The sequence below is a fragment of the Micromonospora parva genome (assembly GCF_040649675.1).
Lineage (GTDB): Bacteria > Actinomycetota > Actinomycetes > Mycobacteriales > Micromonosporaceae > Micromonospora > Micromonospora parva.
Window position 1 is genome coordinate 286,701 of record NZ_JBEZFX010000001.1, and the last position, 23,961, is coordinate 310,661.

Genomic DNA, 23,961 nt, shown 5'->3' on the forward strand with positions numbered 1-23,961 from the left:
GCCTAGAGGCCCTCGATCTCGTTTAGAAGTCCCCTGATTTCGTCCATCTTGAGACCGAAGGGATGCTCATCCCACTCAGCCTGAGCTCGAGCTTTCGGGAGGTCCTTGCGGATCCGCTTAAGCGCGGTGATCGCCTTGTCGATCTGGGACAATGGGGCCCTGACGGCTGACTGGTCTGCCGCCTCGTCTGCGGCCTCATCTGCGGCAGCGACGATCGCGCTACGCAGCGAGCTGAGGACCTGACGGGTGGAGACTTTGTCGCCGTTGTCGAGTGGCAGGTTCGCGTCGGGTGTCTGAGCAGCGACCAAACCTAGCAGCTCGTTTAAAGGCTGTGCAGGTGCGTCCTCGCCAAGCAGGTCGTCCAGCAGATCGTCGCTGGAATCGGCGGCGTTGGCGGAGCGGGCGGCGTCGAGCACCGGTTTGAGCGCAGGATCGCGCTCGATTTCACGCTGAACCAGTTGGGCCGCGTCTGCGCGTCGCAGGTGCCGCAGCTTGCGATACTCGACGTTGGCCAGGGTGCCGAGGAAATATGCCGAGCGCACGCTGTCGGCCTCGGCTGCGGGCTTGTTCCGAATATGTCCGGCAAGCTCGGTGAAGGCGGACTCGTTTTCGGTAAAATCAACGTGCAGGCGTGCGCCCTTCGATAGGTCCACTAGTTGGTGTACCTGTTGAAGCTTGTCGTGCAAGTCGCGCACTTTTGCGACATCACTGTGCATACGCCGGGCGACGCGTCCGAAGTCTTTTCCCTCGCGGTCGTAGAGCTCCTCGATGAGGAAAGCCTCATTGATCCAGGAGTACTGCTGTTTGAAGTCGCGGGCGATCTGCAGCTCTGCCTCAAGGTCGACGAGCTCGTCAATCTGGGCATCTTCGGGCAGAACCAGGCATTGGACGTAACGCGCTTTGAGCCAGTCGTCGTCGTGATAGAGTGAGCGCAAGGCTGCGGTTCGCCGATTGCCGTTGATAAGTACGCCCTCGGCGGTGATGATCGCAGGTTCTTGCTGACCGCGATCCCGCAGGTCGGCTTTGAGCTCTTTAAAGCCTTCCTGGCTGGTGAGGATGCGGTACTGCGCCTTTTGGGCGGCAGGGCCGAGCGGGTCAGCGGTGAACAGGTCGGCTTGTCCGGCGCGGTGGATTTCACGGCGCTGCTCGGCCTGGGTGCGATGGTTGAGCGTGGAAAAGCGGACCCAGGCAACCTCAACCTCGACCTGCGGCAGCTCCTTCTGTTCGCGTGGCCAGGCCGGAACCAGTACGTGCCGCGTAGGCTCACGTCCCCGTAGCATCCCCACGCGCTCCTGGTCCAGCATCGGGTTGGGCAACCGGATCATCTCCTGTATGTGGTGGAACGGCCGACGCCGAATCTAGCCGAAATGGTGGTGCGAACCTCACCGCTCTTGCGCTGGAAACCGACGTGCCCAAGGTATAGCGGCAGGGCTTCCTGACCGATGCCGAAGAGTCCGAGCAAAATGCCGGGAAAAAAGCGCTGCTGTCTGCCCGCCCAATTCAAATCGGGTGTGCTGTTGTCGGGCATGACATATACGCACGGCGGCGGCACCAGCTGCCCGCCAATCTGCACAGCTCGGCCCTGCTTCGGGCAACGGCGCTTGGGCGTGCCACAGAGGTGATTGTGGAAGATGACGCCATCAACGGTCCGGTCGGCAGGGTCGAGGTAGCGGCTGCGCATGCGCTGGATTCCCTTCGCGATGTGCTCGCCCGGTTCGGCCTTCATGCTGTCGCATAGCCACCAGAGGTACGTCTCGCGTGCCCAATCCGGTACCGACCAACGGATGCTGCTATGCGCGCCGTCCGGGCAGCCCTTCTGGATGATCGCCACGCTGCCGAACCCGGGGACCGCTAGCCGGTAAACAGTGTCATCGCCGTACTGAGGTTTGGTGACGCTGTCTACCAACCCCGCCGCCAGCAGCGCCTCCAGGACGTCGAGCAAAAATCGACGGCGGCTGGCGTTGCTCGCGCTCATGCTGCCACGAGCTGCTTCGATCGCCGCAGGCATAGCGTCGCGATACTCCTCGACCGTCAGCCCGTACCGGGCCAGCAATTCGGCGTCTGTGACCAGGTTCTGGATCAGGTATTCCACCCGCCGCACGGCATCCGGCGCGGGTGCCCCCGCATGGCGACATGGCGCAGCGTCGTCCGGCAACACTGTCGTTGGCCTCCCCTATGTCCAGCTTCGTCAGTAAACCAAAGCCGTTGGGCGCTCCACCAGAGCGTTCTCGTTCGAGCAATGAGCTTCAAGTCGGCACTAGCGCTTGCTGACGATCCAGGCCATGGCACCTTCATGTCGCTGCGGACCACTAGAGCCCCACATCCCCACAGGCACGATCGCAGGTCCGCAGAATAGCAGTCTGCGGCCGAGCACTAGGGCCGCCCGGAGGCCCCTCAGCCTTGTGCCTGCGGCTTACCGCAGAAGGACGAAGATCCCGATGACGCGCGGCCATCGGTCCGGGCGGCAGCGCCGGCCCTCGCGGACAGCCGGTGGTTCGGGTTCAGGGCATGGCCTTGGGTCGTGGACTGAAACTCCCTAGGGAGGTCTCAGGATTCCGAGTGTCCGTCTCATGACGACGGTCATAGGGGATACGGAGCAGGTGCTCCCCATAGCTCGTCGAGTGGATCTTTCCGCTGACGGGGGGAAAGCCCTCGCTCCGCCGCGGGGCGGTCCGGGTGGACGCCGAGCGTGGACGGGACGCGGGCGCTGAAGACCGCCCGGGCCGGCGGTGGGTCCTGGACCTGCCGGACCGGGTGTAGCTGGGGGCGCGTACTCGCGCACGAATCTGACCAAGGGTTTGATCGGTCCCTTGTTCGGGGTTTCGCACTTCGCCGCGCATGAGTGATTAACACTCTCGGCCCACTGCACGCCCTTGGTGCCGTTGTGCTGGCCACCGGTCAAGCAGATCGCCATCGTCAGCGGTGCCCTGGTTCCAACGTGTGATCAATACCGGAGCGCCTAGGGCTGGCCGCGCCGATGCGGCTGTCCGCGTACGCCGCATGGGGCCCTACTGCAGGCCTTGCGCCCGAACGCGTAGGCGTCGGTGAGCGGCTCAGTCCGCGCAATCTGACCGTTTTCCCCGGTCACGACGTCCTACCCGCGGGTGGGGCACGGTACCGCAAGTTGATGAGCCTTCACGTACGGTAGTTCTGCTTCCGGAGGTCGGACCGTTGGATAGCCGCTGGTTGATTTAAGGGGAATGGGGGACGGATGAGGGACAGACGCGGACCACGCCTGTTGCTGGCAAGCCTCGACTTCCTCGGTGACGAGTCGGCGCTGCAGCGGCGGGTCGAGCGTGCGCTGCAGGAGGACCAGCATCATTCCCGAATCGATGGTCCCCGCGGGTCCGACGCCACCAGATCGGTTGCAGTAGTCCTCGGTGCGCAATGCCGCGTTGAAGCCGTCATGGTTGGCCGCGAGTGGCGCAACGAGGTAGGGGTCGCTCGCTTCCCGGCGGCGCTCTTCGAGGCCTACACCGCCGCCGTCGGCACCGCACTGGAACAGGCGGCCTTGATGGAACTTCAGCAGGGGCAGGCTCCGCCAACACCGCCACGCCAAACCGCGGTGCAGGCGTCGCCCGAACTCGACGAGGACGTGTGGTCGCGGGAGACCTGGCGCACGCTGCAGGGCCTCGACGCGGAGCTGGATCGGGTAGCACAGCTGCGCGTTTCCCCGGTCGAGCAGGTCATGACCAGCCCCAACGGTTGTCTGACGTTGCGGATTCGGGCGAACAGCATTGTCGGTATCACCGGCGACACGGCACGGATCGCCCGTGCCGACACCAGTCAGCTGCAGTTCGACGCACGGTCCGTCCTTCGCGCCTTCGACCTGGCAGGGGCAGATCAACAGGACCTTGAGGGGTGGCCAGGTGGATGAGCTGAACGTCATCACCGACGCGTTGCGTACCGAGGGCGGCAAGTGGTTGCAGCTGTCCGACAGCGCAGCCGCCATCAAGGGCGCCGCGGAGGGGCTGAGCTTGGACGCGTCTGCCTTCTACATCGGCGACGTCAACGCCGGCGTCCACTCAGCCGCGTACCGCGACTTCCACACCTTCATGGTCGCGATCCTCGCCGGGGCGGCGACGGAGTTTGAGCAGGTCGGTGACGCCCTTCGGCGCGTCGCCGACGCCTACGACCGGGCCGATGAGGTGATCTCGCTGGACCTCAACACGATCTACAAAGCCTAAGCACGGACGCGACGACCCGGAAGGACACACAAGCCGATGCAGCCCGCACCGCCGGACCTGGAATACGGCGAGCCGTTCAACAAGGCCTTCGACCAGATCCGCGTCGGCGTGGACCTTGCCGTCGAGGGGTTCAACGACGTCGTCTCGCGGGTCAACGAGTGGGCGTGGCTGATCGGCCCGGCGGCGCTGCTGTGGATCAAGCACAACATTGATGCCGCGCGCCGCGGCCTGCGGGAGGTCATGGATCGGGTTGATCACGCGATGGAGCACCAGATGCCGGTGCTATCGCTCATCTCGATGAGCTTCCGGTGGATCACCGAGGTGAAGACGCCCGTCTCCCAACTGTCGTTCGCGATCAGTGAGCCAATCGACCAGAACCTGGTCAAGTGGACCGGCGACGCGGCCCGCGCCTACGCCGACAAGGCTGTCAAACAGCGGGCGGCGGTCGACGAGTCCGTTCTCAAGGCGGAGTTCATCAGTCAGTGGCTGTTCAAGATCGCTAGGGCCAACGTTGACTACGCCGTCGAGCTAGCGACGATCGTCACCAACCTGGCAGGTAAGTTCGCCCAGGCCGCCGTCGACGCGACGACGGTCATCAACATTCCCTGGGCCATCGACACGTTGGCGAAGTCTGTCGGCGACATCGTCACCGCGGGGTTGGACACTCTCCTGCGGATCGGTGAACGTTTCGTTGACGCGCTGGGTAACGTCCGGGACATCGCGACGCAGGTCGGTGACTACTCCAAGCTCCCCGGCGGCCGTTGGCCCGAAGCCGTCCGCGGGTAGAGCCTGTCGTCAGGCGTGCGGCACGGCGGTGAAGGTCGCCTTGAGGATCGTCAGAGCTTTCGCGGCGAGTGCCTCTTTAGGCAGGTAGGAATCGCCGCCGACCGCGAGCCAGACCTTCACCACCAGGTTGGCGGCCCGGGCGTGGAGCATGTACTCGGTGTACTTGAAGCCAGGGTCCGACCGTTTGAGGAACCCCTCGGCCTCCTCGCCGATGTCGGCGACGGGGCCGTCCGCCGTCATGGCTGTCACCTGCTGGGTCGCCCTGTACAGGCGTCCCGCCTCCTCGGCGTTCGTCAACGAGGAGGCTTCCACTAGCAAGTTCGCCTGGTGGTCGTCCGCGGTGCGCATCTCGAACAGGCACGACGAGCCCTGCCGCGCCAGCGGCGGCTTCGGATCGGTACGAGCGACCCTCACCGACAAGGCCGCCAGGGGCTTCAGGTCCGTGCGCCGGCACAGGTCGAGGTTGGTGGCGTCGTAGGAAGGGCCGACGGCGGGCGCCGGGCTACTCGTGGCGGGAGTACCGGCGATCGGCGAGGTGGTGACGGCACGGGGCGTCGCTGATCCGCCGTCGTCACACCCTCCGGTAACCGCGAGCGTTACCAGAAGGCCGACCACCAGCGCCCGTTTCCGGGACCGAGCTTCCACGCTGTTGACCATACCGTCAGCTGCGCCAGGCGATCGCCCGTGCTGGTTACCGTTATCGTCGAGGCATGCCCCGCGAGACCATCGAATCTGTCGCTCGCACCCGCGCCATCACCGCGGCGGCGGTTCTGCAGCAGCTGGTCGATCTCCGCGCCTACCCCCACCGGCACCTTGCCGTGGCCGCCTACGCCCCCGGCGGGGCCAGCATCGGCCAGGCACTCGCCGCCGCCGACTACCTCAGCCACACGGGGTGGGAACTCATTAACGTGACGGAGGTTGGGAGCAGCAGGACACTGCACGCGATCATGCGACGCAGGTGAGCCCGTAGACGTCGGGCCCCATCGGCGCATCAGCGGTTGACCTGACTGCCTAGCCTGTGGGAGATAGGCGAACTTCCACATCATGCTTGTACGGGAGGAAAGCAGAGTGGACGGATCTTCGACAACAATTGCCAGCGCCCCGCGCACGATCACCACGATCACCGCGATCGCCCCCGACGACACCTTCGCCCACGTCTACACGAACGTGCGGCAAATGATCGAGGATGGGTTCGGCGATGCCGACACCCGTCGGGGGCCCCTGGAATTCTTCAACGCGGCAGGCGCACAACTAGTGCCGGTGTTCGGGCCGGCCTGGCAACTGGTTGACCTACGGGACAGCCGCGACGCACCCGACGCCGCCCGACTGCGCCAGCGTCTCGCCGCCGTAGTGGACCACGTCGTGGCATACCTCAGGAAGCATCCCGAGTTCGTCAAGGCGAGCGGCCTGACACTCGACGAGGCGATCCTCCAACTGCCCCGACCGGCCGAGCAGGATCTCGCCCACGTCCTGGCCCTCTTCCCACACCATGTCGGCGACGACAGAACAATCCGGCCGTTCAGTCAAGGCGGCTGGTTCCACAACAGTCTGCACGCCGCCGGCTGGACGCACTGAGCGCGACCACGGCGTCTCCGCCATCTGTGCGGACGCATTAGCCACGTGCTCCCACTGGGTTCGCGGCCTAAGGCTCCTAAAGGTCATCGGGCCAACAGTGTGGATCAAGGCTCTTGCCGTGGCCTCGCGGGCATTTGCCGTAGCCAGTGCTGGAGACGTTCCAGTGGTGGTAGCAGTACGGGGCGTCGCACTGGCCGCAAAATCCGGCGTCGTCGTAGAAGCCCGCGGAGGTTACGGCGGCGTACCGGTACGGCTGGGCGAAGGCGTTGGCAATCCGTTGTGCTTCTGCCAGGTCCACCGGTCGGCCGGATCCGTTGCCCGCCTCGATCCCAGAGAACAGCAGCCACCAATGCTGGCCGTCGTGACGCTGTCGGGCAGCGTTGTAGGCGTCGCGCTCCTGCGGTGACCAGCGCTGCCAGTGCGCAGGTCGGGTACCAGGTGCGATGAGTTCGACGTGTGTTGCCGGTCGCTCACACACCGCGCACGGTGGTTCCGCTACGAAGGCCTGGAGCATGACTCATCCTCTCCCCTGTTAGGCAACGGCGCGCAGTCGTCGGACGGCGTCGCCGCTACGGTCGGGCTGGGTGGTTTCCCGTCGACGTTGTAGCGCTTCGACGACGGTGGTGATCATTGGCTCGGTGACGTGGCTGTAGATACCCCGTACACCGGTGAGGCGGTGACCGAGGCGGCGGGCTTGGGCGATCTCGGGGATGCCGTCCTCGATGAGCCAGGTCTTGTGGGTGTGGCGCAGGTCGTGGAAGTGCATGCCGGGCAGGACCGGTGGGATGCCCTGTTGAGGGTTGCCGGCGACGGCGGGGGTCCAGGCGCGGCGGTTGAAGTTGGATCGTCGCTGGTGGTGACCGCGGGCGCCCGGGAAGACGATGTCGTGGGGTTGTTCGGAGAGGTGGACGGCGAGGAGGTTGGTCAGGAAGCGGGGCAGCCGGATGTGGCGCACGGAGTCGTTGGTCTTGGGTGGGCCGAGGAACAGCTTGCCTTCGACTTCGTGTAGCGCGCCGACGTCGGGGTGGACGTGGATGCTGCCGATAGTGAGGTCGACGTTGTCGCGGGTGAGGCCGGTGAGTTCTCCCCACCGCATGCCGGTGTACGCGGCGGTGAGGATGAGCAGCCCGTCGCTGGGGCGGGCTTGGCGGGTGACGATCGCGGCGACCTGCTCGGCGGTGGCATGCGGTCGCTCGGCGCGGATGCCTTTGGGGATGCGGATTCCTCGGCAGGGGTTGAAGGGGACGCGGCGGTCTTCGACGGCTTCTTGCAGGACCATCGACAGGACCATGATCACGTCGGCGACGGATCGTGGTGAGAGGCGTTTGCCGAGGGTGACGGCGAGGGTTTTGACGTGTTGGCGGCGGATGTCGACCAGGGGCAGCGTGCCGAGGGCGGGCAGGATGTGCAGCCGTAGGTGACTGCGATAGGCGGCCCAGGTGGCAGGGCCCGCTTGGTGAGTTGCTTCCCAGATCGGGACCCAGTCGGCGAGGGGGATGCGTCCGCCGCGGGGGTCGATGTAGGTGTCGCGGGCCGACTCGACGTCGATTTCCTTGGCCCGGATAGCGGCGTCGGCACGCAGGTCGTGGGCTGAATCGGTGGTGACGGTGCCGTCGGGCATGCGCAGGCGTACGCGGAATCGGGTGCCGCGTTTTTCTACCCAGGCCATGGTGTGGTCTCCGTCCGGTCGGTGTCGGGTGCGGGGGTGATTGACCCGTGGCTGTCGGGGTGAGGCAAGTCGCCGGTGGAGTGCCGGCGGCGGCGGGTGGCGCGCCGGCCGGTGGGGGGTTGGGCGCCGGCGGCGATGATGGCGGCGAGGTCGGCGGATGAGAAACGCAGGTGCTTGCCGAGGAAGGTGCAAGGGATCTGGCGGCGGCCGGCGCGTCGGCGCAGCCATGACTCCGGCACGCGTAGTCGGGCGGCAGCCTCGGCTGGGGTGTAGAGCCGCGGATCCTGCTCGTCGTGGCCCGCTGTTGTGTGGTGGAGGGTGGGGGCGGCCGGCGGCGGGCGCCGTCGGGCGCGGGGCAGGTTGGCAGGCATGGGTGGACTCCCGAACGTCGGAGGTTCTGGCGGCTGGACACCCCGGGTGGTGGCTCGTCGCGGACGGTGTGTGGATGCGCCGCGACGAGCCACCGTGGGCTGGCAGGGGCTAGGTGTGCTGGCAGAGCAGCAGTCGCAGGGCGGTCGCCGCTTGGGCGGGGACGACGCCGTTGCCGAGGACCCGCAGTGCGGTGGTGCGGGGCAGCCCGAGCGCGGGGTCGGTGACCCAGTGCTCGGGCAGGCCCATGAGCCATTCCACGAACGGCGGTGCGAGGACGGGTTTGCCGTGCCGGCCGGTTTGCGTGGGTTCGGGTGCGGGGCGGCCGAGCAGCAGCTCCCAGCGGGCGACCGCGTCGGCGTAGCCGCCCCACCGCTGCTCGTCGGGCTGCCCGAGTGCGGCGATCGTGGTGCGCAGGTCCGCGCCGCCGTTGCCGTGGCGCCCGGGGCCGCGCCCGTCCGACGCGCGCGGGGTGGGCAAGACCCGTACCGCCGCGGAGGGGAGGGTGAGGTCCCCGTGCGAGCCGCGCTGCCCTGGGCAGCCCTTCTCGCCGTCGGTGGCCCGCGGGGTGGGCAGCAGCACCTCAGACAGTGGGGGCCGGAACCCGGCACCCGCGCGTCGTCCGGGCGTGCCGGTGTCACTCGCCCTGGGGGTGGGCAGTAGCCGTCCGGCGTCGATGCGCGTGTGCGCGTGCTGACCGGTGCGAGCGATGCGCCCTGCGCTGGCGGTGGGTAGGAGGCTGTGGGTGGAGCCCGACGGTTCGATGAGGTCGGGCAGGCCGTGCTGGTGGCCGGGTCCTTTGCCGTCACGGGCGCACGGTGTCGGCAGCGTCCGCACCTCCGCCCCGTTGTGGGGTGGGTGCGGCCAGCAGGAACAGCCGATCGCGGCGGTGGGCGGCGCCGATGTCGGACGCGCGTAGGCATAGCCAGCGCGTGTCGTACCCGATCGTGGCCAGGTCGGCTTCGACGACGTCGAATCCTCGCCGCAGGAGGGCGGCGACGTTCTCCACGAACACGAGCGGCGGTCGAAGAACGCGAACGGCGTCGGCGACGGCACTCCACAGGCTGGAGTGCTCTCCGGTGATGCCGGCGCGCTTGCCGGCGTTGGAGATGTCCTGGCACGGGAACCCGGCGGTGAGGACGTCGACGGCCTCGACCCGGGTCCAGTCAACGGCGCGGATGTCACCGAGGTTGGGCACGCCGGGCCAGTGGTGGGCGCAGACGGTGGCGGCGTGCCGGTCGGTTTCGGCGTACCAGGTGAGCTGGCCGCCGAGCACCAGCTCGACGGCCATGTCGAGGCCGCCGTAGCCGGTGCACAGCGATCCGATGCGGGGGGCGGTGGTGTGGGCAATGCTCACGCCACCTCCCCGCGCCCGGCGTCGCCTGTCACCGGCTCGCCGTTCGGGCAGGACCACGGGCCACAACCAGGCGCTTCTGCGGGTTGAGGAGGTGGGCGCAGCTGTACCTGGTCGAGCGGCACTCGCTGCCGGTGCAGGAAGAACTGGCCGCGAAAGGGGTGTCCGTCCGCGTTGGCCCGGGCGGAGCCGTTGCGGATGGACCGGTCGAAGGCGACGGCGTCCGCCCACTCCTGCGGGCTGTGCTCGCGCAGGGCGAACCAGAAGCCGTCGTCGTGGAACGGGCAAGTTAGGTGGGATTGGCCTACCAGCTCCCCGAAGATCGACTCTTCTGGGTAAGTGAGCTGGGCGTCTGTATGGTGATCGACATGCTCGAGGGTCTCGACGAACTGGCCGCAGGCGACCGCCACCGAGGGTGGGAGTTCGTTCGAGCACTGACCGCGGCGTTTGACCGTCCAGTTGTCGAGGGCGATGGTGTCGACCCAGCCCTGGTGCAGGTGGGCGAGGACCGGATCGGCTTCGCGCTGCCGGCCCCGCTGCGTGAGGCCTATCTGCTGTTCGGTCACCGAAGGGACCTGACCGCCTCTCAGGACAGCTTGGTATCGCCACAGAGTCTTGAGGTCGACCCTGATGGCGTGCTGGTGTTTCGGGTGGAGGCGCAGGGCTGCGCATCGTGGGGCGTTTCTGCCCTTGCGATCGGTCAGGACGATCCGCCGGTCGTGGTGAACGTCGGGGACGGCTGGGTGCCCTACGCTGATCGGCTCTCGGTCGCGCTTGTCGAGATGGTGCTGTCGGAGGCGATGTTCTCTGCCGACGAGCGCCACGTCGACAACCGGGAGCTGGACGACACCGCGAATGCGCTGGTGAGCGCAGCGTTCGCGCGACTCCCGCTGCCGGTCTTTCCCTTCTGGGCAGGGATGGACGGGCCGGGAGTCCGCTGGTTCTTCGGTCCTGATGTGCTGCTGCGAAATGACGGCGAGACGTGGCTGTGGGTCCATGGCCGAATTCCGGAAGCGGTGCAAGCGGTGCGGGAGCGGCTGTCCGGCGAGTGGCTGATGGTCCCGGACGAAGACCAGTAATTCGACGACTGAGTTCCCGTCCGGGAGGGTGAGAGGGCCGATGGAGGCATGCTGGTGAGGGGTGGACAGCAAATGTGTCCATCTCTTCTCTGGCGGTGTGCTGGGCAGGCTGTCGAGCTGCTCGGCCAGGAAGCGTAGGCAGTCAATGCATCGCCAGCCGACGTCGAGCAGTGGGTGCACGTTGTGCATGTAGGCGACGTCGGAGTCGCGGGCTCGACCGATCTCGTCGAGGCTGATCCCGATCGCGACCTCTGCACGGACCCCTGCCGGGACGCGCCTCGGGTGTGGGTAGCCCAGTCGGCGCCGCACTTCAGCCTTGATGGATTTGATCTTGTATTCGGAGGTGCACTGCCGGCGGGCCATTCCCCGCTCACCATTCGGGCCGAGGGTGAACAGGGGCATGGAGGCGAACCGGTGGCGTGGGTCGAGCGCGTCAGCTCGGATGTCACCGGCGCTGACCCGCACCACCTCGATTCCGGCCCGCTCGGCGATGCCGGTCATGCGGTCCAGGTGCCGGTAGACCGCTGCCGGCTCCCAGGAGGTGTCAGCGAAGATCGCCGCCTCGAACCCGGGAATCGTGCCCTGGGCGGCGAGCAGCAAAAGTGTGGAGCTCTGCACACCGGTGCCCAGGGACAGGTAGCGATGGGTGGGTGCGGTCACGCGACCACCCCGGATCCGTCCTCAAGCCGCGTTTTGGTGAAGATCAGAACGTCTTCGTGGGCGATGAGGTGCATCGGCACCCCGGACGTGCGGGCCTTGCGGACCTGTTGGAGTTGGAAGAACGACGGGCGGGCGACGAGCTGCCCGTCACGGACGGCGGCGAGCAGGGCGACGCACCGCTCGGTCGGCGCGAGTCCGGCGCGCAGGCCGGCGGCGATGACGGCGCTGGGCAGGTCGATCAGCTCGCCGCGTTTGCGCCACGGGCGGGCGGTGACCACGACGGCGCCGCCGGGTCGTAGCAGGGTGGCGCAGCCGCGCAGGATTTCGGCGAACCCGTCGGTGAGGCCGGTCAGGTCGCGGTAGGCGAGGTTGCCCTTGTCCTCGCCGTCGTTGTACCGGTCGTCGTACTTGACGACCCCGTGTTCGCCGGGGCGGACGAGGCCGTGGACGGTCGGCCCGTACGGCGGTGAGGTGACCACGAGCGCCACCTGCCCGGTGAGGGCTTTCGGCACCAGCGACATCAGCCGTGTCGCGTCGCCGCGGATGACGGATGCGCGTCCGCTGGCGCCCTGGTCGTGGGCGTGGCGGATGTTGGCGTCGGCGATGTTCGACCATTGCGGCTCATATTCGATGCCGAAGGCGTCGCGGCCGGCGTGGACGGCCTCGACCAGGGTGGTGCCGATGCCGCACATCGGGTCCAGGACCAGATCGCCGGGCTGGGTGTACGCGGCGATCGCGTGGGCGGCGATCGCGGGCAGCATCCGGGCGGGATGCCTGACCGATTCCGGCACGTACCGGCCGCGTCGCTGGACAGGGCCCGTCGACTGGGCGGTAGCCCAGACGGACAGACCCCCAGGATCGGCGCGGTGGCGGCCTTCGTACTCGCGGTGCCGGACCGGGTAGTCCTCGCCCACGGTGGAGCTGTTGGTGTCCGGCTCGCTCGCACCGGAGGATCCCGCAGTGGTGTGCTCAGCCACGGCGTTCACCACCGTCGCGGCCACGGCGCCGTCCCGCCCCGGCCGCTGGAGTCGAGAGTGGAGTGAAGACCATCAGGTCGGCGTGCACCCGCAAGTGGGCGACCGACCACTGCTCGGGGTTGGCGTGGGCCAGGGTGAGCAGCTCCTCATCCGTGCCGTAGTAGACGAACTGGTCGCCGTCGGTGTCGGCCTCGACGGCGACGATGTGCTGCAGGTAGCCCAGTCCCGCTGCGGTGGCGGCGGCCATGAGCGGCCCGAAGTCCTCCGGCGTGGGCTGCGTGCCGGCGGGGACGCCGACGACGAGGACGAGGCAGCCGCCGGGGCGCAGCAGCCGCGCGCAGGCAGCGAGGAGCCAGGCGAGGCGGACCCGGGCCGTCGTGCCGGCCTCGTGCAGCGGCCAGGAGGCGACCACCAGGCTGATGGCCGCGTCCAGCGGCCCGTCGTCGGGCGGCCGGATGACCGCGGCGTCGGCGCCGGGCAGGTCCGGGTCGGTGAGGTCGTCGCCGAACCAGTCGACCAGCCTGGGCGGGTCCTGCGCGTCGCCGGCCTCCGGCTCGCCGGGCGCGGTGAGCGGGTTGGTTGCGGTCGTGGCCGCCGGCGGGCCGGCGGTGGCGGGTCCGATGATCAGGCTGGAGCTGTCGGTAAACCAAGCGCGGTGATGCTGGCGACCGCCCAGGGCGCAGATCGGTGCCAGGACGTGGTGGGTGGTCAGGTCGGCCACCGCCTCCCCGGGCCGGCTGTAGGCGGCGACGAGGCGGTAGGCCAGACGGGTGGGCAGGCTGGTGTGCGGGTCGGCGTCGGTACGGGCCGTGCGCCAGACCGTGATCGGTACCGGCGGATCGCCGGCGATCAGGTCGATGAGAGTGGAGTCGGCCGGCTCGCTGTGGTCGGCCTGCTGGTGCGGGTGCGGCGTGTGCTCGCTCATGTGCTGTCGGCTCCGCGCCGCGCCGTGAAGCGCTGACATCCCCAAACCGGGTTTTGTGAGCCCCGGCGAACACTTGCCGAACCCACAACCGCTCACAACGCGCGACCCGGCAGCCGCTTGTCCCGGTTTTCCTCGTCCCGTCTGCTGCGCGGGACGCGGCGGCAGCCATCGGCATTCGCCCTAAACGGGACCAGCTTCGTTACCACTCACTTCCGTCAGTGACGCTGGTTCACTGACAGAAGGCGCTGACGGTGCCGGCGTCGGTTAGGGAGAACGCTTCGGGCGTCGACGTAGACATGAGCGTTGACCGGCCCTGGGAGACGTCGCCGAGCGCCGTGTGTGCGGGGCCATTGTCATCGGCGCGGCGTCGCCTGTCACAGGGTGCGGGATGTTCAGCGGTGACAGCGTGCGCGCGACTGTCATCGGTACGTCGGTAGTCCGCGCGGGCCGTCTCCGGCGAGCGGTGACAGTGGCGCTGTGAGCCGACCCGGTTGTCACAGCGGGCCCGCCCGCGCCGTCTCGCGGATTACGACGTGGGCCAGTGCCATCACCTCCGAACAGCGCGTTCAGGGGCTCTGTCAGGGTGTCACAGGGCAGGTCAACCGGCCTTTGTCAGACTCTTGCCAACGATCAGCGACGATGGCGCGCCGTGCGGGTGGGCCACTTACAGAGGCCCGGGTCGAGGCGACGAACAGCGCCCTGAGCGGCTCTGTCAGGACCATGTGAGCCCTCTGTGGCGCAATCGATGCCACCGATCGCCGTGACAACGCCGGCGACGACATTCGCATCCCTTCGGTGTCACAGGAGTGTTGACATGAGCGCGTCCGACGCTACGAACTGGCCGACTTCCGCCCTCGACGCGGCGGCGACCGCCTACGCGGCACTGACCTGCGAGCCCGCGCCGCTGGCTCTCGACTGCACGGCGTTCTTCTCCGACGCGTGTCTGCCGCAACCGGTGATGCCGCTGCCCGCGCTGCGGGACTGGCTGTTGCGCCACCCCCGCGCCTACACGACGCGTGACGAGGTGTGGCGGAAGCTGATCCGACGCGCCCGCCTCGACGGGCCGCACTGGGTCGTCGCCGCGGTCGGCATGGCGATGCCGGCGCTGCAGCAGTACGCGGCGCAGCTGTGCGAGGGCTACACCGGCGACCCTGCCGATATCGACGCCGAGATCCTGACCGGCTTTCTGACCGCGCTCCGCGACCGGGCCGACCTGACCAAACCCGCGCCGTACGCGAGCCTGTGCAAGGCGGCGTGGCGGGCCGGGCGGGACCTGCGGCTGCAGCAGCATCAGTGCCTGCCGGTGCAGGACATCGAGCACCTCGTTTCCGGCTCCCGCACCCCGCCGGTGCCGTACGGGCATCCGGACCTCCTGGTCCGCCGCGCGGTGACCCTCGGGATCCTCGACCCCGAGGACGAGCAGCCCTACATCGACGTGCGGCTCGGTCGCCGGGCGATCGAACCCATCGCCGCGAGGAATGGCGTCAGCGTCGACGCCCTGCGCATGCGGCTGTCACGCATCGACAGCCGCATCGCCGAGGCCCTCACCGACGGGCTGCTGACCGGGGTCGCGTCGCCGGAGACTACGGCGCGACTGCGGCAGCGGGCCGAGCAGCGCGGCCGGCGCCGTGCGGGACGTGCCGCGGCCGCCCGCCGCGAAGCCACCCAGCAGCACGCTGCGGCAGCCGCCTGACAGCCCACCGGCACGGCTGTGGCCCGACGGTGCACGTCGGGCCACAGCCGTTTCCGTGTGCCGAGCACCCGTCGCTAGTAGAGGTTGCTCTGGAGGCAGCGCAGCGCGCTGGCAGCACAGTGACGGAGAGAATCGGTGCAGGATTGCCAGCCGACCTGCCCCGCCGTCACGTTCTCTGCGGCGCGGGCGCCGCTCGGTCGTCCCCTCCGCTCCGACGAGCAGAAACTTTCCGTCACCGTCTGGAGCACCCGGAACGGGCGAACCGACGCGGCCGTGTCAAGGGTTGTGAGCGCCGGCTGCATTCACAGCGCCCACAGACAGCCCGTCTCGGTCCGGCTGTGGAGTCTTCGCCCGTGGGCCGCGCTGTCGGCGGTGAAGAGGGTGCCGACCTGTGCTGTGAGCCGTGCCCGGAGCTGGGTGAGCGCGGCAAGTGTTCGCCAGGGCTCACAAATCCCGGTTTGGGGGTGCGGGACTTTCAGCGAGCTGTACCGCTGGTCGGTCCCGCCCGCCGCCAAGCGACACGAGCAGCCGCGATCCGCGCGCCTCGGGTGCCGCGCCACTTGATGCGCTGACACCACATCGATGACCGCAACCCACCCATGAGGGAGGACGAGCTCCTCCCGGGGCTCACGCGGTTCGCGCCTTCTCACCTGCGCCCGGCGGCGGTCCCATCGGACCGCTTCGAGCAATCGCCGCCCCCGGTCACGCTTGTTCGTGGCCGGGGCGCGGCGGGAGGTGAACCGCAATGTCCCGCACCCCACAGCACACTCCCCGAATCCCGCGAGTCGTTCGTCTCGCACTCCGTGTCGCCGTACCGCTGGCCGGCGTCGGCCTGTCACTCGCCCTCCCGGCCGCCGCGTATGCCGATCCGGGCGGCGCTGTCTACCTGGCGGCGAACTCCCTGCCGGTGGTGATCGCCAACCTGCAGGCCTGGGTCATGAGCATCCTGGGCGCCGTCGCGACCCTCTTCCTCGTTCTGGCCGCCGTATACCGGGTTACCGCCGGTGGTGACCCGTCGCAGGTTGAGAAGGGCAAAATCGCGTTCCGCAACGCGCTGGTCGGCTACGGTCTGGCCGTCCTGGCACCGATCCTGCTGCAGGTCGTCCGGGGCATCGTGGGGGGCTGATCGTTATGGGATGGGTCCTCGACCATGTTCTTGATTGGCTCACCACGGCGATCCTGGCCTGCCTCAACGCGATCTTCGACCTCATCACCGGCATTCTGCTCACCACGCCGAAGGTCACCGTGCTGCCGCAGGTGCAGGCGCTCACCGGCCGGTCGATCTGGATCGTGGACACCGTCTTTGTGTTGGCGTTCGTCGCCGCCGGCGTGCTCGTCATGGTCGCCGGCGGCGACGAACAATCCCGCTACACGGTCAAGGACCTCCTCCCGAGACTGGTCGTCGGGTTCACCGCCGCGCACTTCTCCCAGTTGGCCTGCGACCAGCTCATCGATCTCGCCAACGCCCTGACCTCGGCGATCAGCGAGGGCGGCTACGACGGCGACGGCGCGTTCACCGCGATCCGCACCCACCTCGCGGCGGCACAGGACCGCACCGTCCCGCTGTTGTTCCTGATCCTGATCCTGCTCATCACCGTCCTGGTCGTGACGGCGGCGTTTCAGCTGATCGGCCGGTTCGTGGCGCTGCTGGTGATGACGAGCATCGCGCCGCTGGCGCTGGCCTGCCACGCGCTGCCGCAGACCGACGGCCTCGCCCGGCTGTGGTGGCGCGCCTACGCCGGATGCCTGGCGATCCCCGTGGCGCAGGCGTTCTTCCTCACCGCGGGGCAGCAGACACTGCTCGACCCGGCGACCATGCTGCCCGTGTTCGGCCTGCCCGTCGACCCGGGCGGCACGCTGAACCTCCTGGTCGTGGTGGTGCTGCTCTGGACCACCGTCAAGATCCCCACACTGTTGGCCCGCTGGGCGGGCCAGACCGGACGTAGCACGAGCACCATGCTCGGCGCGGTCGTCCGCGTCGTCGTGGTGCAGCAACTCGCCCGCACCGTCCCCGGCCTGAACACCCTTCGGAGGACCATCACATGACTCGACCTGATCCCGAATCGCCAATGCGGGCACGGATGCCCGCCGACGTCGACGCCCCCGACAAGGTCGCCTACGGCCTGACGTTCCACCAACTGGCGATCGTCGCCACCGGCGCTTTGTTGTTCTACGCCGCGTGGCGCACGCTGCACGATGTCGTTCCGGCACCGGTGTTCATCGGTGCTGGTGTGGTGCTCGGCGGGCTGGTCATCGGCCTAGCGCTGGGCCGCCGCGACGGCCTGTCGCTGGATGTGTGGCTGCTGCACGCGATCCGCTACACGCGCACCCCCCGGTCACTGTCGAACGCCACCGTCGCGGCGGAAACCGGCGCGCCAGATTGGGTCGACACGCCCAAGAGCGGCCGGTTGCCGCTGCCGGCGCCGTTGCGGCTGCCCGCCGACGCCATCGACGACGACGGAGGGGTCAGCCTCGGTGACACGCGGGCGGCGATCGTCGGCACCACCACAGTGAACCTCGCGCTTCGCACACCCGCCGAGCAGGCGGCCCTGATCGAGGGGTGGGGTCGGTGGCTCAACAGCCTGTCGACGCCGACGCAGATCGTCGTGTCCGCGCAACCGGTCGACCTGGCCTCCCACAGCCGGGCTCTCGCCGCCGCCGTGGACGCCCAGCCGCATCCGCGGCTGCGCGCGGCGTGCGCCGATCACGCCGAGTTCCTCGGCGACCTCGCCGCCCGCCGGGACCCGCTGCGTCGGCAGGTCCTGGTCGTCACCCGGACGGCGGCCGGCGAGCGCGCGCATGCCGCGCGGCGGCGAGCCGATGACACGGTGCGGGCGTTGGCCGGCCTCGGCGTCAGTCCTCGGGTGCTGGACGGCTCGGCGGTCACCGCCGCCCTGGCCGGCGCCGCCGACCCGTACCGGCCACCGCAGCCGGGCCGCCTGGCCGCGCCCGACGCCGTCATCACCGCCGCTGCCCCCACCCGCAGGACAAGGAGCCAACGATGATGAGGAAGAGACGGTCCGGCGACGACGGCGCACCGCCGCAGCCGGGCTCGCTGGCGTCGGCGGTCGCGCCGGCCACCGTCGAGGTCACACCCCGGTGGCTGCGCGTGGGCGACGGCTTCGCCGCCACCCTCGCCGTGACCGGCTACCCGGCCGAGGTCGGCCCGGCGTGGCTGGAGCCGCTGCTGTCCTGGCCGGGCCGCCTCGACCTCGCGTTGCACATCGAGCCGCTGCCGGCACCGATCGCCGCCGACCGGCTCCGCAAACAACGAGCACGGCTGGAGTCGTCCCGGCGGGCCGACTCCGAGCGCGGCAAGCTCGCCGACCCCTACGTCGACGCCGCCGCAGATGACGCCGGTGACCTGGCCGAGCGACTAGCCCGAGGCGCGGCGAAGCTGTTCCGCGTCGGCCTGTACCTGACCGTGCACGCCCGCACCGAAGACGAACTCCTGCAGGCGTGCGCGCAGGTCCGGGCCGCCGCCGCGTCCACCCTTCTGGAGGTGCAGCCCGCGACGTGGCGGCAGCTTCCCGGGTGGACCACTACCCTGCCCCTCGCGACGGATGGGTTGCGGATGCTGCGCACCATGGACACCCAGGCGCTCGCCGCCGCGTTTCCGCTGTCGAGCCCGGACCTGCCCGCTCCGCTGCCCGGCGACCCGCCGGCCACCGGCGGTGTCCTCTACGGCATCAACCCGGCCAGCGCCGGCATCGTCTGGTGGGACCGCTGGACGCAGGAGAACCACAACTCGATCGTCCTGGCCCGCTCCGGAGCGGGGAAGTCGTACTTCGTGAAGCTGGAGATCCTGCGCAACCTGTACCAGGGGGTGCAGGTCGCGGTGGTGGACCCCGAGGACGAGTACCTGCGACTGGCCGACGCCGTCGGCGGCAGCATCGTCCGACTGGGCCTGCCCGGCGTGAAGATCAACCCCCTGGACCTGCCGGTCGGCGACCAGCGTCCCGACACGCTGACCCGCCGCGCTCTGTTCCTGCACACGCTCATCAGCGTGCTGCTCGGCCACCAACCCCCACCGGCGGAGCGAGCCGCGCTGGACCGGGCCATCCTCGCCGTCTACCGGGCCGCCGGAATCACCGCCGACCCGGCCACGCACCACCGGCCCGCGCCGCTGCTGCGCGACCTGGCCGCCACGCTACGCGCCGACCACGACCTGGCCGCCGCGACGCTGGCCGCCCGGCTCGCACCGTGGGTGCAGGGAAGCTTCGCCGACCTGTTCGACGCACCCACCACCCAGGCCCCGATCGGACACCTGGTCGTGTGGTCGCTGCGGCACCTGCCCGACGAACTGCGCACCGTCGGCACCCTGCTCGCCCTGGACTCGATCTGGCGCACCGTCGACGCCCCACAACGCCCCTCGCGGCGGCGGCTCGTGGTGGTCGACGAGGCGTGGCTGCTGATGCGCGACGGCGAAGGCGCCCGCTTCCTGTTCCGCATGTCAAAAGCGGCACGCAAGCGCAACGCCGGACTGACCGTCATCACCCAGGACGCCGCCGACGTGCTGAGCACCGACCTCGGCCAGGCGGTCGTGTCCAACGCCTCCACCCAGGTGCTGCTGCGGCAGGCGCCGCAAGCCATCGACGCCGTCGGCGAGGCGTTCGGGCTCACCGACGGTGAACGGCGCCTGCTGCTCTCGACCCGCCGCGGCCAAGGGCTGCTGATCTCTGGGGCGAGCAGGACCAGCTTCGAATCGATCGCCTCCGACGCGGAACACGCCCTGTGCACCACCGATCCGGCCGAACTGGCCGACCTCGACGAGGAGGAGGGCGATCTGTGACACCGCCGACCGAAGCCCTCAGCTCAACGCTCGTGTCACCGGCGCCCAGCCCCACCATCGGGCCGGGCGCCGGCCCCATCCCACCCCCCACCGGAGCAGCGGCCGCGCTGCTCGACGCCGCGGTGTGGGCCACACAGCGGCCGTGGCTGGCGGCTGTCGCCGCCAGCGGGCTGATCGTGTGGATCGCGGCCCGCAACCTGGTCGAGATCGGGCGGCACCGCCACCACGCCCGCGGCGCGCGCCTCGTGACGATCGCGCCGCCACCGGAAGTCGACCCGCACAGCGCTGGCGCGTTGTGGGCGAACCTGGCCGGCGTGCTGACCCCGTCACGACGGCGGCGCCTGCTCCACGGCGCCCCACACGTCGTGTGGCAGTACACGTGGTCCGGCCGGCAACTGCTCATCTCAATCTGGGTACCCGGCACCATCCCCCCGGGGGCGGTCGAGGCCGCGGTGCGGGCGGCCTGGCCCAGCTCGGCCACCACCACCGACGACAACCCGGCACCGCCGATCCCCCTAGACGCGCATCCCGCGGCCGGCGGGCACCTGCTGCCCGTGTACGCGGAGTGGCTGCCGCTGGCCACCGACCACGACACCGACCCGCTGCGCCCGCTGATGGCCGCCGGCGCGCAGCTCAAACCCCGCGAGTACGCCTGCGTGCAGATCCTCGCCCGCCCAGCCACACCCCGGCGAGCGGCACGGGCCCGCCGCGCGGCCGGGCGCCTCCGGGCCGGCGCCGTACCGGCGATCAACCCGGCCGCGCCGGTGTTGTGGCTGCTGGACGCGTTCCTGCCCAGCAGCGGCCCCACCGGCCGCGCTACGGCGCCTGCGTCCCGTCGGGATCCCACCGTCGAGCGCGACGTCCGGGCGATCCTGGACAAGACCGCGCACCCGCTGTGGCAGACCGGCATCCGGTACGCCGTCGCCACCACCAACCGGCGCCCCGGCGCCGACCCGACCGGCCGGCTACGGGGCATCGCCGACACCCTCGCCTCGGCGTTCGCCATCCACACCGGCCGCAACCGGCTCACCCACCGCGCCCGCATGCGAGCGCCGGTGGCCGTCCTCACCGCACGCCGCCTCGGCCCCGGATTCCTCACCTCCGCCCCGGAACTCGCCGCCCTCGCCGCCCTGCCGCGCGACCTTGCCGTGCCCGGCCTCGACCGGGCGCGGGCCGCGTCCATGCCGGCATCGGTCGCCGTCCCCGGCGGCGGGCGTGGGGTGAAGATGCTCGGCGACGCCGAAATCGGCGGCCACAGTGTCGGGCTGACGGTGGCGGACGCGAGGTATCACATGCATGTGATCGGTTCCACGGGCTCCGGCAAGACCACCCTGCTGGTCAACATGGCCCTCGACGACATCAACGCCGGCCGCGGCACCGTCGTCATCGACCCGCACGGCGACCTCGTCCTGGACATCCTCGACCGGCTCCCCGCCACCGTCGCCGACCGCGTCGTGCTCTTCGACCCCGACCAGGACAACCCGCCGACGCTGAACCCCCTCGAAGGCGACGACCCCGACCTGGTCGTCGACAACCTCGTGTCGATCTTCGGGAACATCTTCGCCAAGGCGTGGGGACCGCGGATGGACGACGTCATGCGGGTGGCCTGCCTGACCCTGCTGCGCCACAACAACGTCACCCTGCAACACATCCCCCCGCTGCTCAACAGCCCCCAGTTCCGCTCGGCGATGACGGTGGACCTCGACGACCCGGCCGGGCTCAGCGGCTTCTGGCAGTGGTACGACAGCCTCAACGACAGCCTCCGCTCGCAGGTCATCGGACCGGTCCTCGCCCGGCTGCGCGCGTTCCTGCTGCGCGACTTCGTCAAACGCACCATGCGCTACCCCAAATCGAGCTTCGACATGGGCCGCGTCCTCGACGGCGGAGTGCTGCTCGTCCGCATCCCCAAGGGCGTGCTCGGCGAGGACACCAGCCGGCTGCTCGGCTCCCTGATCCTCGCGCAGGTATGGCAAGCCACCACCGCCCGCGCCGGCGTCGAACCCGACCGGCGCCGCGACGCGACCCTGATCATCGACGAGGCCCAGAACTTCCTGACCCTGGCCAACTCCCTGGACACGATGCTCGCCGAAGCCCGCAAGTACCGGCTGTCACTCGTGCTCGCCCACCAAGACCTCGCCCAGTTCCCCCGCGACCTCCTCGCCGCCGCTTCGGCTAACGCCCGAAACAAGATCTACTTCACGGTGGCGCCGGAAGACGCGAAAGTCCTGTCCCGGCACACCCTCCCGGAACTGGGCGAGCACGACCTCGCCCACCTCGACGCGTACACCGCCGCCGCACGGCTGGTCGTCAACGGCCGCCAAACCCCCGCGTTCACGATGAAGACCCGGCCGCCGAAGCCGGTCGTCGGCGAAGCGACCGCCATCCGCCAGGCCACCGCCGCGGCGGTACCGAGCCAGGACACCAGCGCCGTCGACGCCCTCGTCGAACGACTCAGCCGCAAACCCGACGAACGTCGATCCCGTCCGAAGAGCGACCGGAGCTAACTGTCCCTGTCAGACGGTGGCGTCGCCGGGGTCGCGCACCGGCTCGTCACCGGGATCGTCACCGGTGACCGCCGGGCATCCGCAGCACAGCTCTGACCTGGGCTGTCAGTGCCGCACACACCCCGTGACAGGCCCTCCGCACCGACCTCCCTCGTCCCAGACACCCCTCCCGATCGGGAGGGGAACCCCATCCTGCCCAGGAGCAACCGCGTGTACTCCCGTGTTCCCCCCGCCTCCAGCAACCCCGATCCCCTGGCCGTCTTCGGTCGCATCGTCCCCCGCGACCACGCCCTCCTGACCCTGCTCGCCGAGCACTACCTGCTGTCCACCGACCAAATCACCAGCGCCCTGTTCGACACCCGGCGCACCGCCCAACGACGGCTGACGATCCTGCACCGCCTCGACGTGCTGCACCGATTCGGCCGCAGCGGCGCCCACGGCCGGTACGGGTCGCTGCTCTACACCCTCGGCCCCGTCGGACTGCAGCTACACCCGACCGTCTACCACGACCCGACCGGCACTGGCGGCAAGGCGCCACGCAGCTCCCTGGAACGCGCCAAGCGGATCGCCGCCAGCGGCCAGGTCAACCACCTGCTCGGCGTCAACCAGTTCTTCACCGACCTCATCGCCACCGCCCGCCACACACCCGAGGCCCGGCTGTCGCGCTGGTGGTCCGAGCAGCACGCCACCACCGTCTACGCCCAGGCCGGCATCCGCCCCGACGGGCACGGCGTATGGACCGTCGGCGACACCTCGACCGGCTTCTTCCTCGAGCACGACAACGACACCGAGAACCTCGCCCGGGTCGTGGCCAAGCTGCGCGGCTACGAACGCCTCACCACCTTCGGCCCCCGCTACCCCGTGCTGTTCTGGGTCCCCAGCCGGCGCCGCGAGGCCAGCCTCCTCGGCGTGCTCGCCGGACTGCGCACCGCCAGCCCGATCGCCACCGCCGTCCACGGCCCCGACCCCGCCGGCAGAGTCTGGACCCTCGCGTCGGACCCCACCCACCGGCGGTACCTGCACGAGCTGCCCTGCGACCACGGCCCCGACACGGTCACCAACCCACGGCGCTTCGACCGCCCGTAGAACTCACACCGCAGGCCAGCGCGCCGACACCTGCCAGAGTGAGCACCGCCGGCAATCCGACCACCGTCGGCGACGTCTGTCAGCAAACAAGATCATCTGTGAGAGCCGTGAAGGCTCACAGCGTCCGCGCCGACGAGGGCTCCGCTACGAGCCGGAGTGCCTCACAGCGCAGGCCAACCCCACTTTCCGGCGATCAACTCGTCGGATCGGCCTGACAGAACAGGCCGCTACCGTTCACGGCACAACACCACCTCATAAATCTCCACCCCGGTCCGGTCCCACCTCGGAACCACCGCCGCACCTAC

At 69.5% G+C, this 23,961-nt stretch carries 23 protein-coding genes; 12 read left to right on the top strand and 11 right to left on the bottom strand.

Annotated features, from left to right (window positions below; genetic code table 11):
* Positions 1-2: 2 nt before the first annotated feature.
* Together AB0C03_RS01280 and AB0C03_RS01285 are read right to left on the bottom strand one after the other, a co-directional pair.
* A complete protein-coding gene (locus AB0C03_RS01280; protein WP_357633315.1) occupies positions 3-1,325 on the bottom strand; it encodes a ParB N-terminal domain-containing protein in 1,323 nt (440 codons plus the stop codon).
* Positions 1,322-2,092, bottom strand: coding sequence for a hypothetical protein (locus AB0C03_RS01285; protein WP_357633318.1), 771 nt, complete (start codon positions 2,090-2,092; stop codon positions 1,322-1,324). Before AB0C03_RS01285 ends, AB0C03_RS01280 begins: the two co-directional genes overlap by 4 nt.
* A 1,119-nt stretch (positions 2,093-3,211) precedes the next feature.
* Here AB0C03_RS01285 and AB0C03_RS01290 point away from each other — a divergent pair.
* The 3 genes from AB0C03_RS01290 to AB0C03_RS01300 are packed head-to-tail and all read left to right on the top strand — an operon-like array spanning position 3,212 to position 4,973.
* On the top strand, positions 3,212-3,877 hold the full coding sequence (locus AB0C03_RS01290) for a hypothetical protein (protein WP_357633321.1): 666 nt from the start codon (positions 3,212-3,214) through the stop codon (positions 3,875-3,877).
* Complete coding sequence (locus AB0C03_RS01295) at positions 3,870-4,187, top strand: hypothetical protein (protein WP_357633324.1); 318 nt, start codon at positions 3,870-3,872, stop codon at positions 4,185-4,187. Before AB0C03_RS01290 ends, AB0C03_RS01295 begins: the two co-directional genes overlap by 8 nt.
* 36 nt (positions 4,188-4,223) lie before the next feature.
* Positions 4,224-4,973, top strand: coding sequence for a hypothetical protein (locus tag AB0C03_RS01300; protein ID WP_357633327.1), 750 nt, complete (start codon positions 4,224-4,226; stop codon positions 4,971-4,973).
* A 9-nt stretch (positions 4,974-4,982) separates the two neighbouring features.
* Here the strand turns inward: AB0C03_RS01300 and AB0C03_RS01305 are convergent, their stop codons facing one another.
* Positions 4,983-5,630: a hypothetical protein gene (locus AB0C03_RS01305; RefSeq protein ID WP_357633330.1), complete on the bottom strand. Its 648-nt coding sequence runs from the start codon at positions 5,628-5,630 to the stop codon at positions 4,983-4,985.
* A 53-nt stretch (positions 5,631-5,683) separates the two neighbouring features.
* Here AB0C03_RS01305 and AB0C03_RS01310 point away from each other — a divergent pair, with 53 nt between their 5' ends.
* Together AB0C03_RS01310 and AB0C03_RS01315 are read left to right on the top strand one after the other, a co-directional pair.
* Positions 5,684-5,935: a transcriptional regulator gene (locus tag AB0C03_RS01310; RefSeq protein WP_357633333.1), complete on the top strand. Its 252-nt coding sequence runs from the start codon at positions 5,684-5,686 to the stop codon at positions 5,933-5,935.
* A 106-nt stretch (positions 5,936-6,041) separates the two neighbouring features.
* Positions 6,042-6,548, top strand: a complete 507-nt coding sequence (locus AB0C03_RS01315; RefSeq protein ID WP_357633336.1) for a hypothetical protein — start codon at positions 6,042-6,044, stop codon at positions 6,546-6,548.
* Between the two features lie 76 nt (positions 6,549-6,624).
* Here the strand turns inward: AB0C03_RS01315 and AB0C03_RS01320 are convergent, their stop codons facing one another.
* The 8 genes from AB0C03_RS01320 to AB0C03_RS01355 form a co-directional block, all read right to left on the bottom strand.
* Positions 6,625-7,062 (bottom strand): hypothetical protein, encoded by a 438-nt coding sequence (locus AB0C03_RS01320; RefSeq protein WP_357633339.1) that lies wholly within the window; start codon positions 7,060-7,062, stop codon positions 6,625-6,627.
* An 18-nt stretch (positions 7,063-7,080) separates the two neighbouring features.
* On the bottom strand, positions 7,081-8,217 hold the full coding sequence (locus AB0C03_RS01325; protein ID WP_357633342.1) for a tyrosine-type recombinase/integrase: 1,137 nt from the start codon (positions 8,215-8,217) through the stop codon (positions 7,081-7,083).
* Entirely contained in the window at positions 8,205-8,588 is a 384-nt protein-coding gene (locus tag AB0C03_RS01330) for a helix-turn-helix domain-containing protein (protein ID WP_357633345.1), read from the bottom strand. The genes AB0C03_RS01325 and AB0C03_RS01330 overlap by 13 nt, the downstream gene beginning before the upstream one ends.
* Positions 8,589-8,697: 109 nt before the next feature.
* Positions 8,698-9,168 carry a hypothetical protein gene (locus AB0C03_RS01335; protein ID WP_357633348.1) on the bottom strand — a complete coding sequence of 157 codons (471 nt, stop codon included), beginning with the start codon at positions 9,166-9,168 and terminating at the stop codon, positions 8,698-8,700.
* Between the two features lie 223 nt (positions 9,169-9,391).
* Positions 9,392-9,943 carry a DNA cytosine methyltransferase gene (locus AB0C03_RS01340; protein ID WP_357633351.1) on the bottom strand — a complete coding sequence of 184 codons (552 nt, stop codon included), beginning with the start codon at positions 9,941-9,943 and terminating at the stop codon, positions 9,392-9,394.
* On the bottom strand, positions 9,940-11,679 hold the full coding sequence (locus AB0C03_RS01345; RefSeq protein ID WP_357633354.1) for a hypothetical protein: 1,740 nt from the start codon (positions 11,677-11,679) through the stop codon (positions 9,940-9,942). The genes AB0C03_RS01340 and AB0C03_RS01345 overlap by 4 nt, the downstream gene beginning before the upstream one ends.
* Entirely contained in the window at positions 11,676-12,665 is a 990-nt protein-coding gene (locus AB0C03_RS01350) for a TRM11 family SAM-dependent methyltransferase (protein WP_357634444.1), read from the bottom strand. Before AB0C03_RS01350 ends, AB0C03_RS01345 begins: the two co-directional genes overlap by 4 nt.
* Positions 12,649-13,581 (bottom strand): class I SAM-dependent methyltransferase, encoded by a 933-nt coding sequence (locus AB0C03_RS01355; protein ID WP_357633357.1) that lies wholly within the window; start codon positions 13,579-13,581, stop codon positions 12,649-12,651. Before AB0C03_RS01355 ends, AB0C03_RS01350 begins: the two co-directional genes overlap by 17 nt.
* A gap of 814 nt (positions 13,582-14,395) precedes the next feature.
* Between AB0C03_RS01355 and AB0C03_RS01360 the strand changes: the two genes are divergently transcribed.
* The 7 genes from AB0C03_RS01360 to AB0C03_RS01390 all read left to right on the top strand — a co-directional run bounded on the left by AB0C03_RS01360 (position 14,396) and on the right by AB0C03_RS01390 (position 23,656).
* On the top strand, positions 14,396-15,274 hold the full coding sequence (locus AB0C03_RS01360; protein ID WP_357633360.1) for a hypothetical protein: 879 nt from the start codon (positions 14,396-14,398) through the stop codon (positions 15,272-15,274).
* A gap of 745 nt (positions 15,275-16,019) precedes the next feature.
* Positions 16,020-16,400: a pilin gene (locus AB0C03_RS01365; RefSeq protein ID WP_357633363.1), complete on the top strand. Its 381-nt coding sequence runs from the start codon at positions 16,020-16,022 to the stop codon at positions 16,398-16,400.
* Between the two features lie 5 nt (positions 16,401-16,405).
* Positions 16,406-17,320 carry a conjugal transfer protein TrbL family protein gene (locus AB0C03_RS01370; RefSeq protein WP_357633366.1) on the top strand — a complete coding sequence of 305 codons (915 nt, stop codon included), beginning with the start codon at positions 16,406-16,408 and terminating at the stop codon, positions 17,318-17,320.
* 35 nt (positions 17,321-17,355) lie between these two features.
* Positions 17,356-18,279 (top strand): PrgI family protein, encoded by a 924-nt coding sequence (locus AB0C03_RS01375; protein ID WP_357634447.1) that lies wholly within the window; start codon positions 17,356-17,358, stop codon positions 18,277-18,279.
* Positions 18,276-20,066, top strand: a complete 1,791-nt coding sequence (locus AB0C03_RS01380) for a VirB4 family type IV secretion system protein (protein WP_357633369.1) — start codon at positions 18,276-18,278, stop codon at positions 20,064-20,066. Before AB0C03_RS01375 ends, AB0C03_RS01380 begins: the two co-directional genes overlap by 4 nt.
* 56 nt (positions 20,067-20,122) lie before the next feature.
* On the top strand, positions 20,123-22,570 hold the full coding sequence (locus tag AB0C03_RS01385; protein ID WP_435823357.1) for a type IV secretory system conjugative DNA transfer family protein: 2,448 nt from the start codon (positions 20,123-20,125) through the stop codon (positions 22,568-22,570).
* A 210-nt stretch (positions 22,571-22,780) separates the two neighbouring features.
* Positions 22,781-23,656: a replication-relaxation family protein gene (locus AB0C03_RS01390; RefSeq protein WP_357633375.1), complete on the top strand. Its 876-nt coding sequence runs from the start codon at positions 22,781-22,783 to the stop codon at positions 23,654-23,656.
* Positions 23,657-23,961 lie beyond the last annotated feature (305 nt).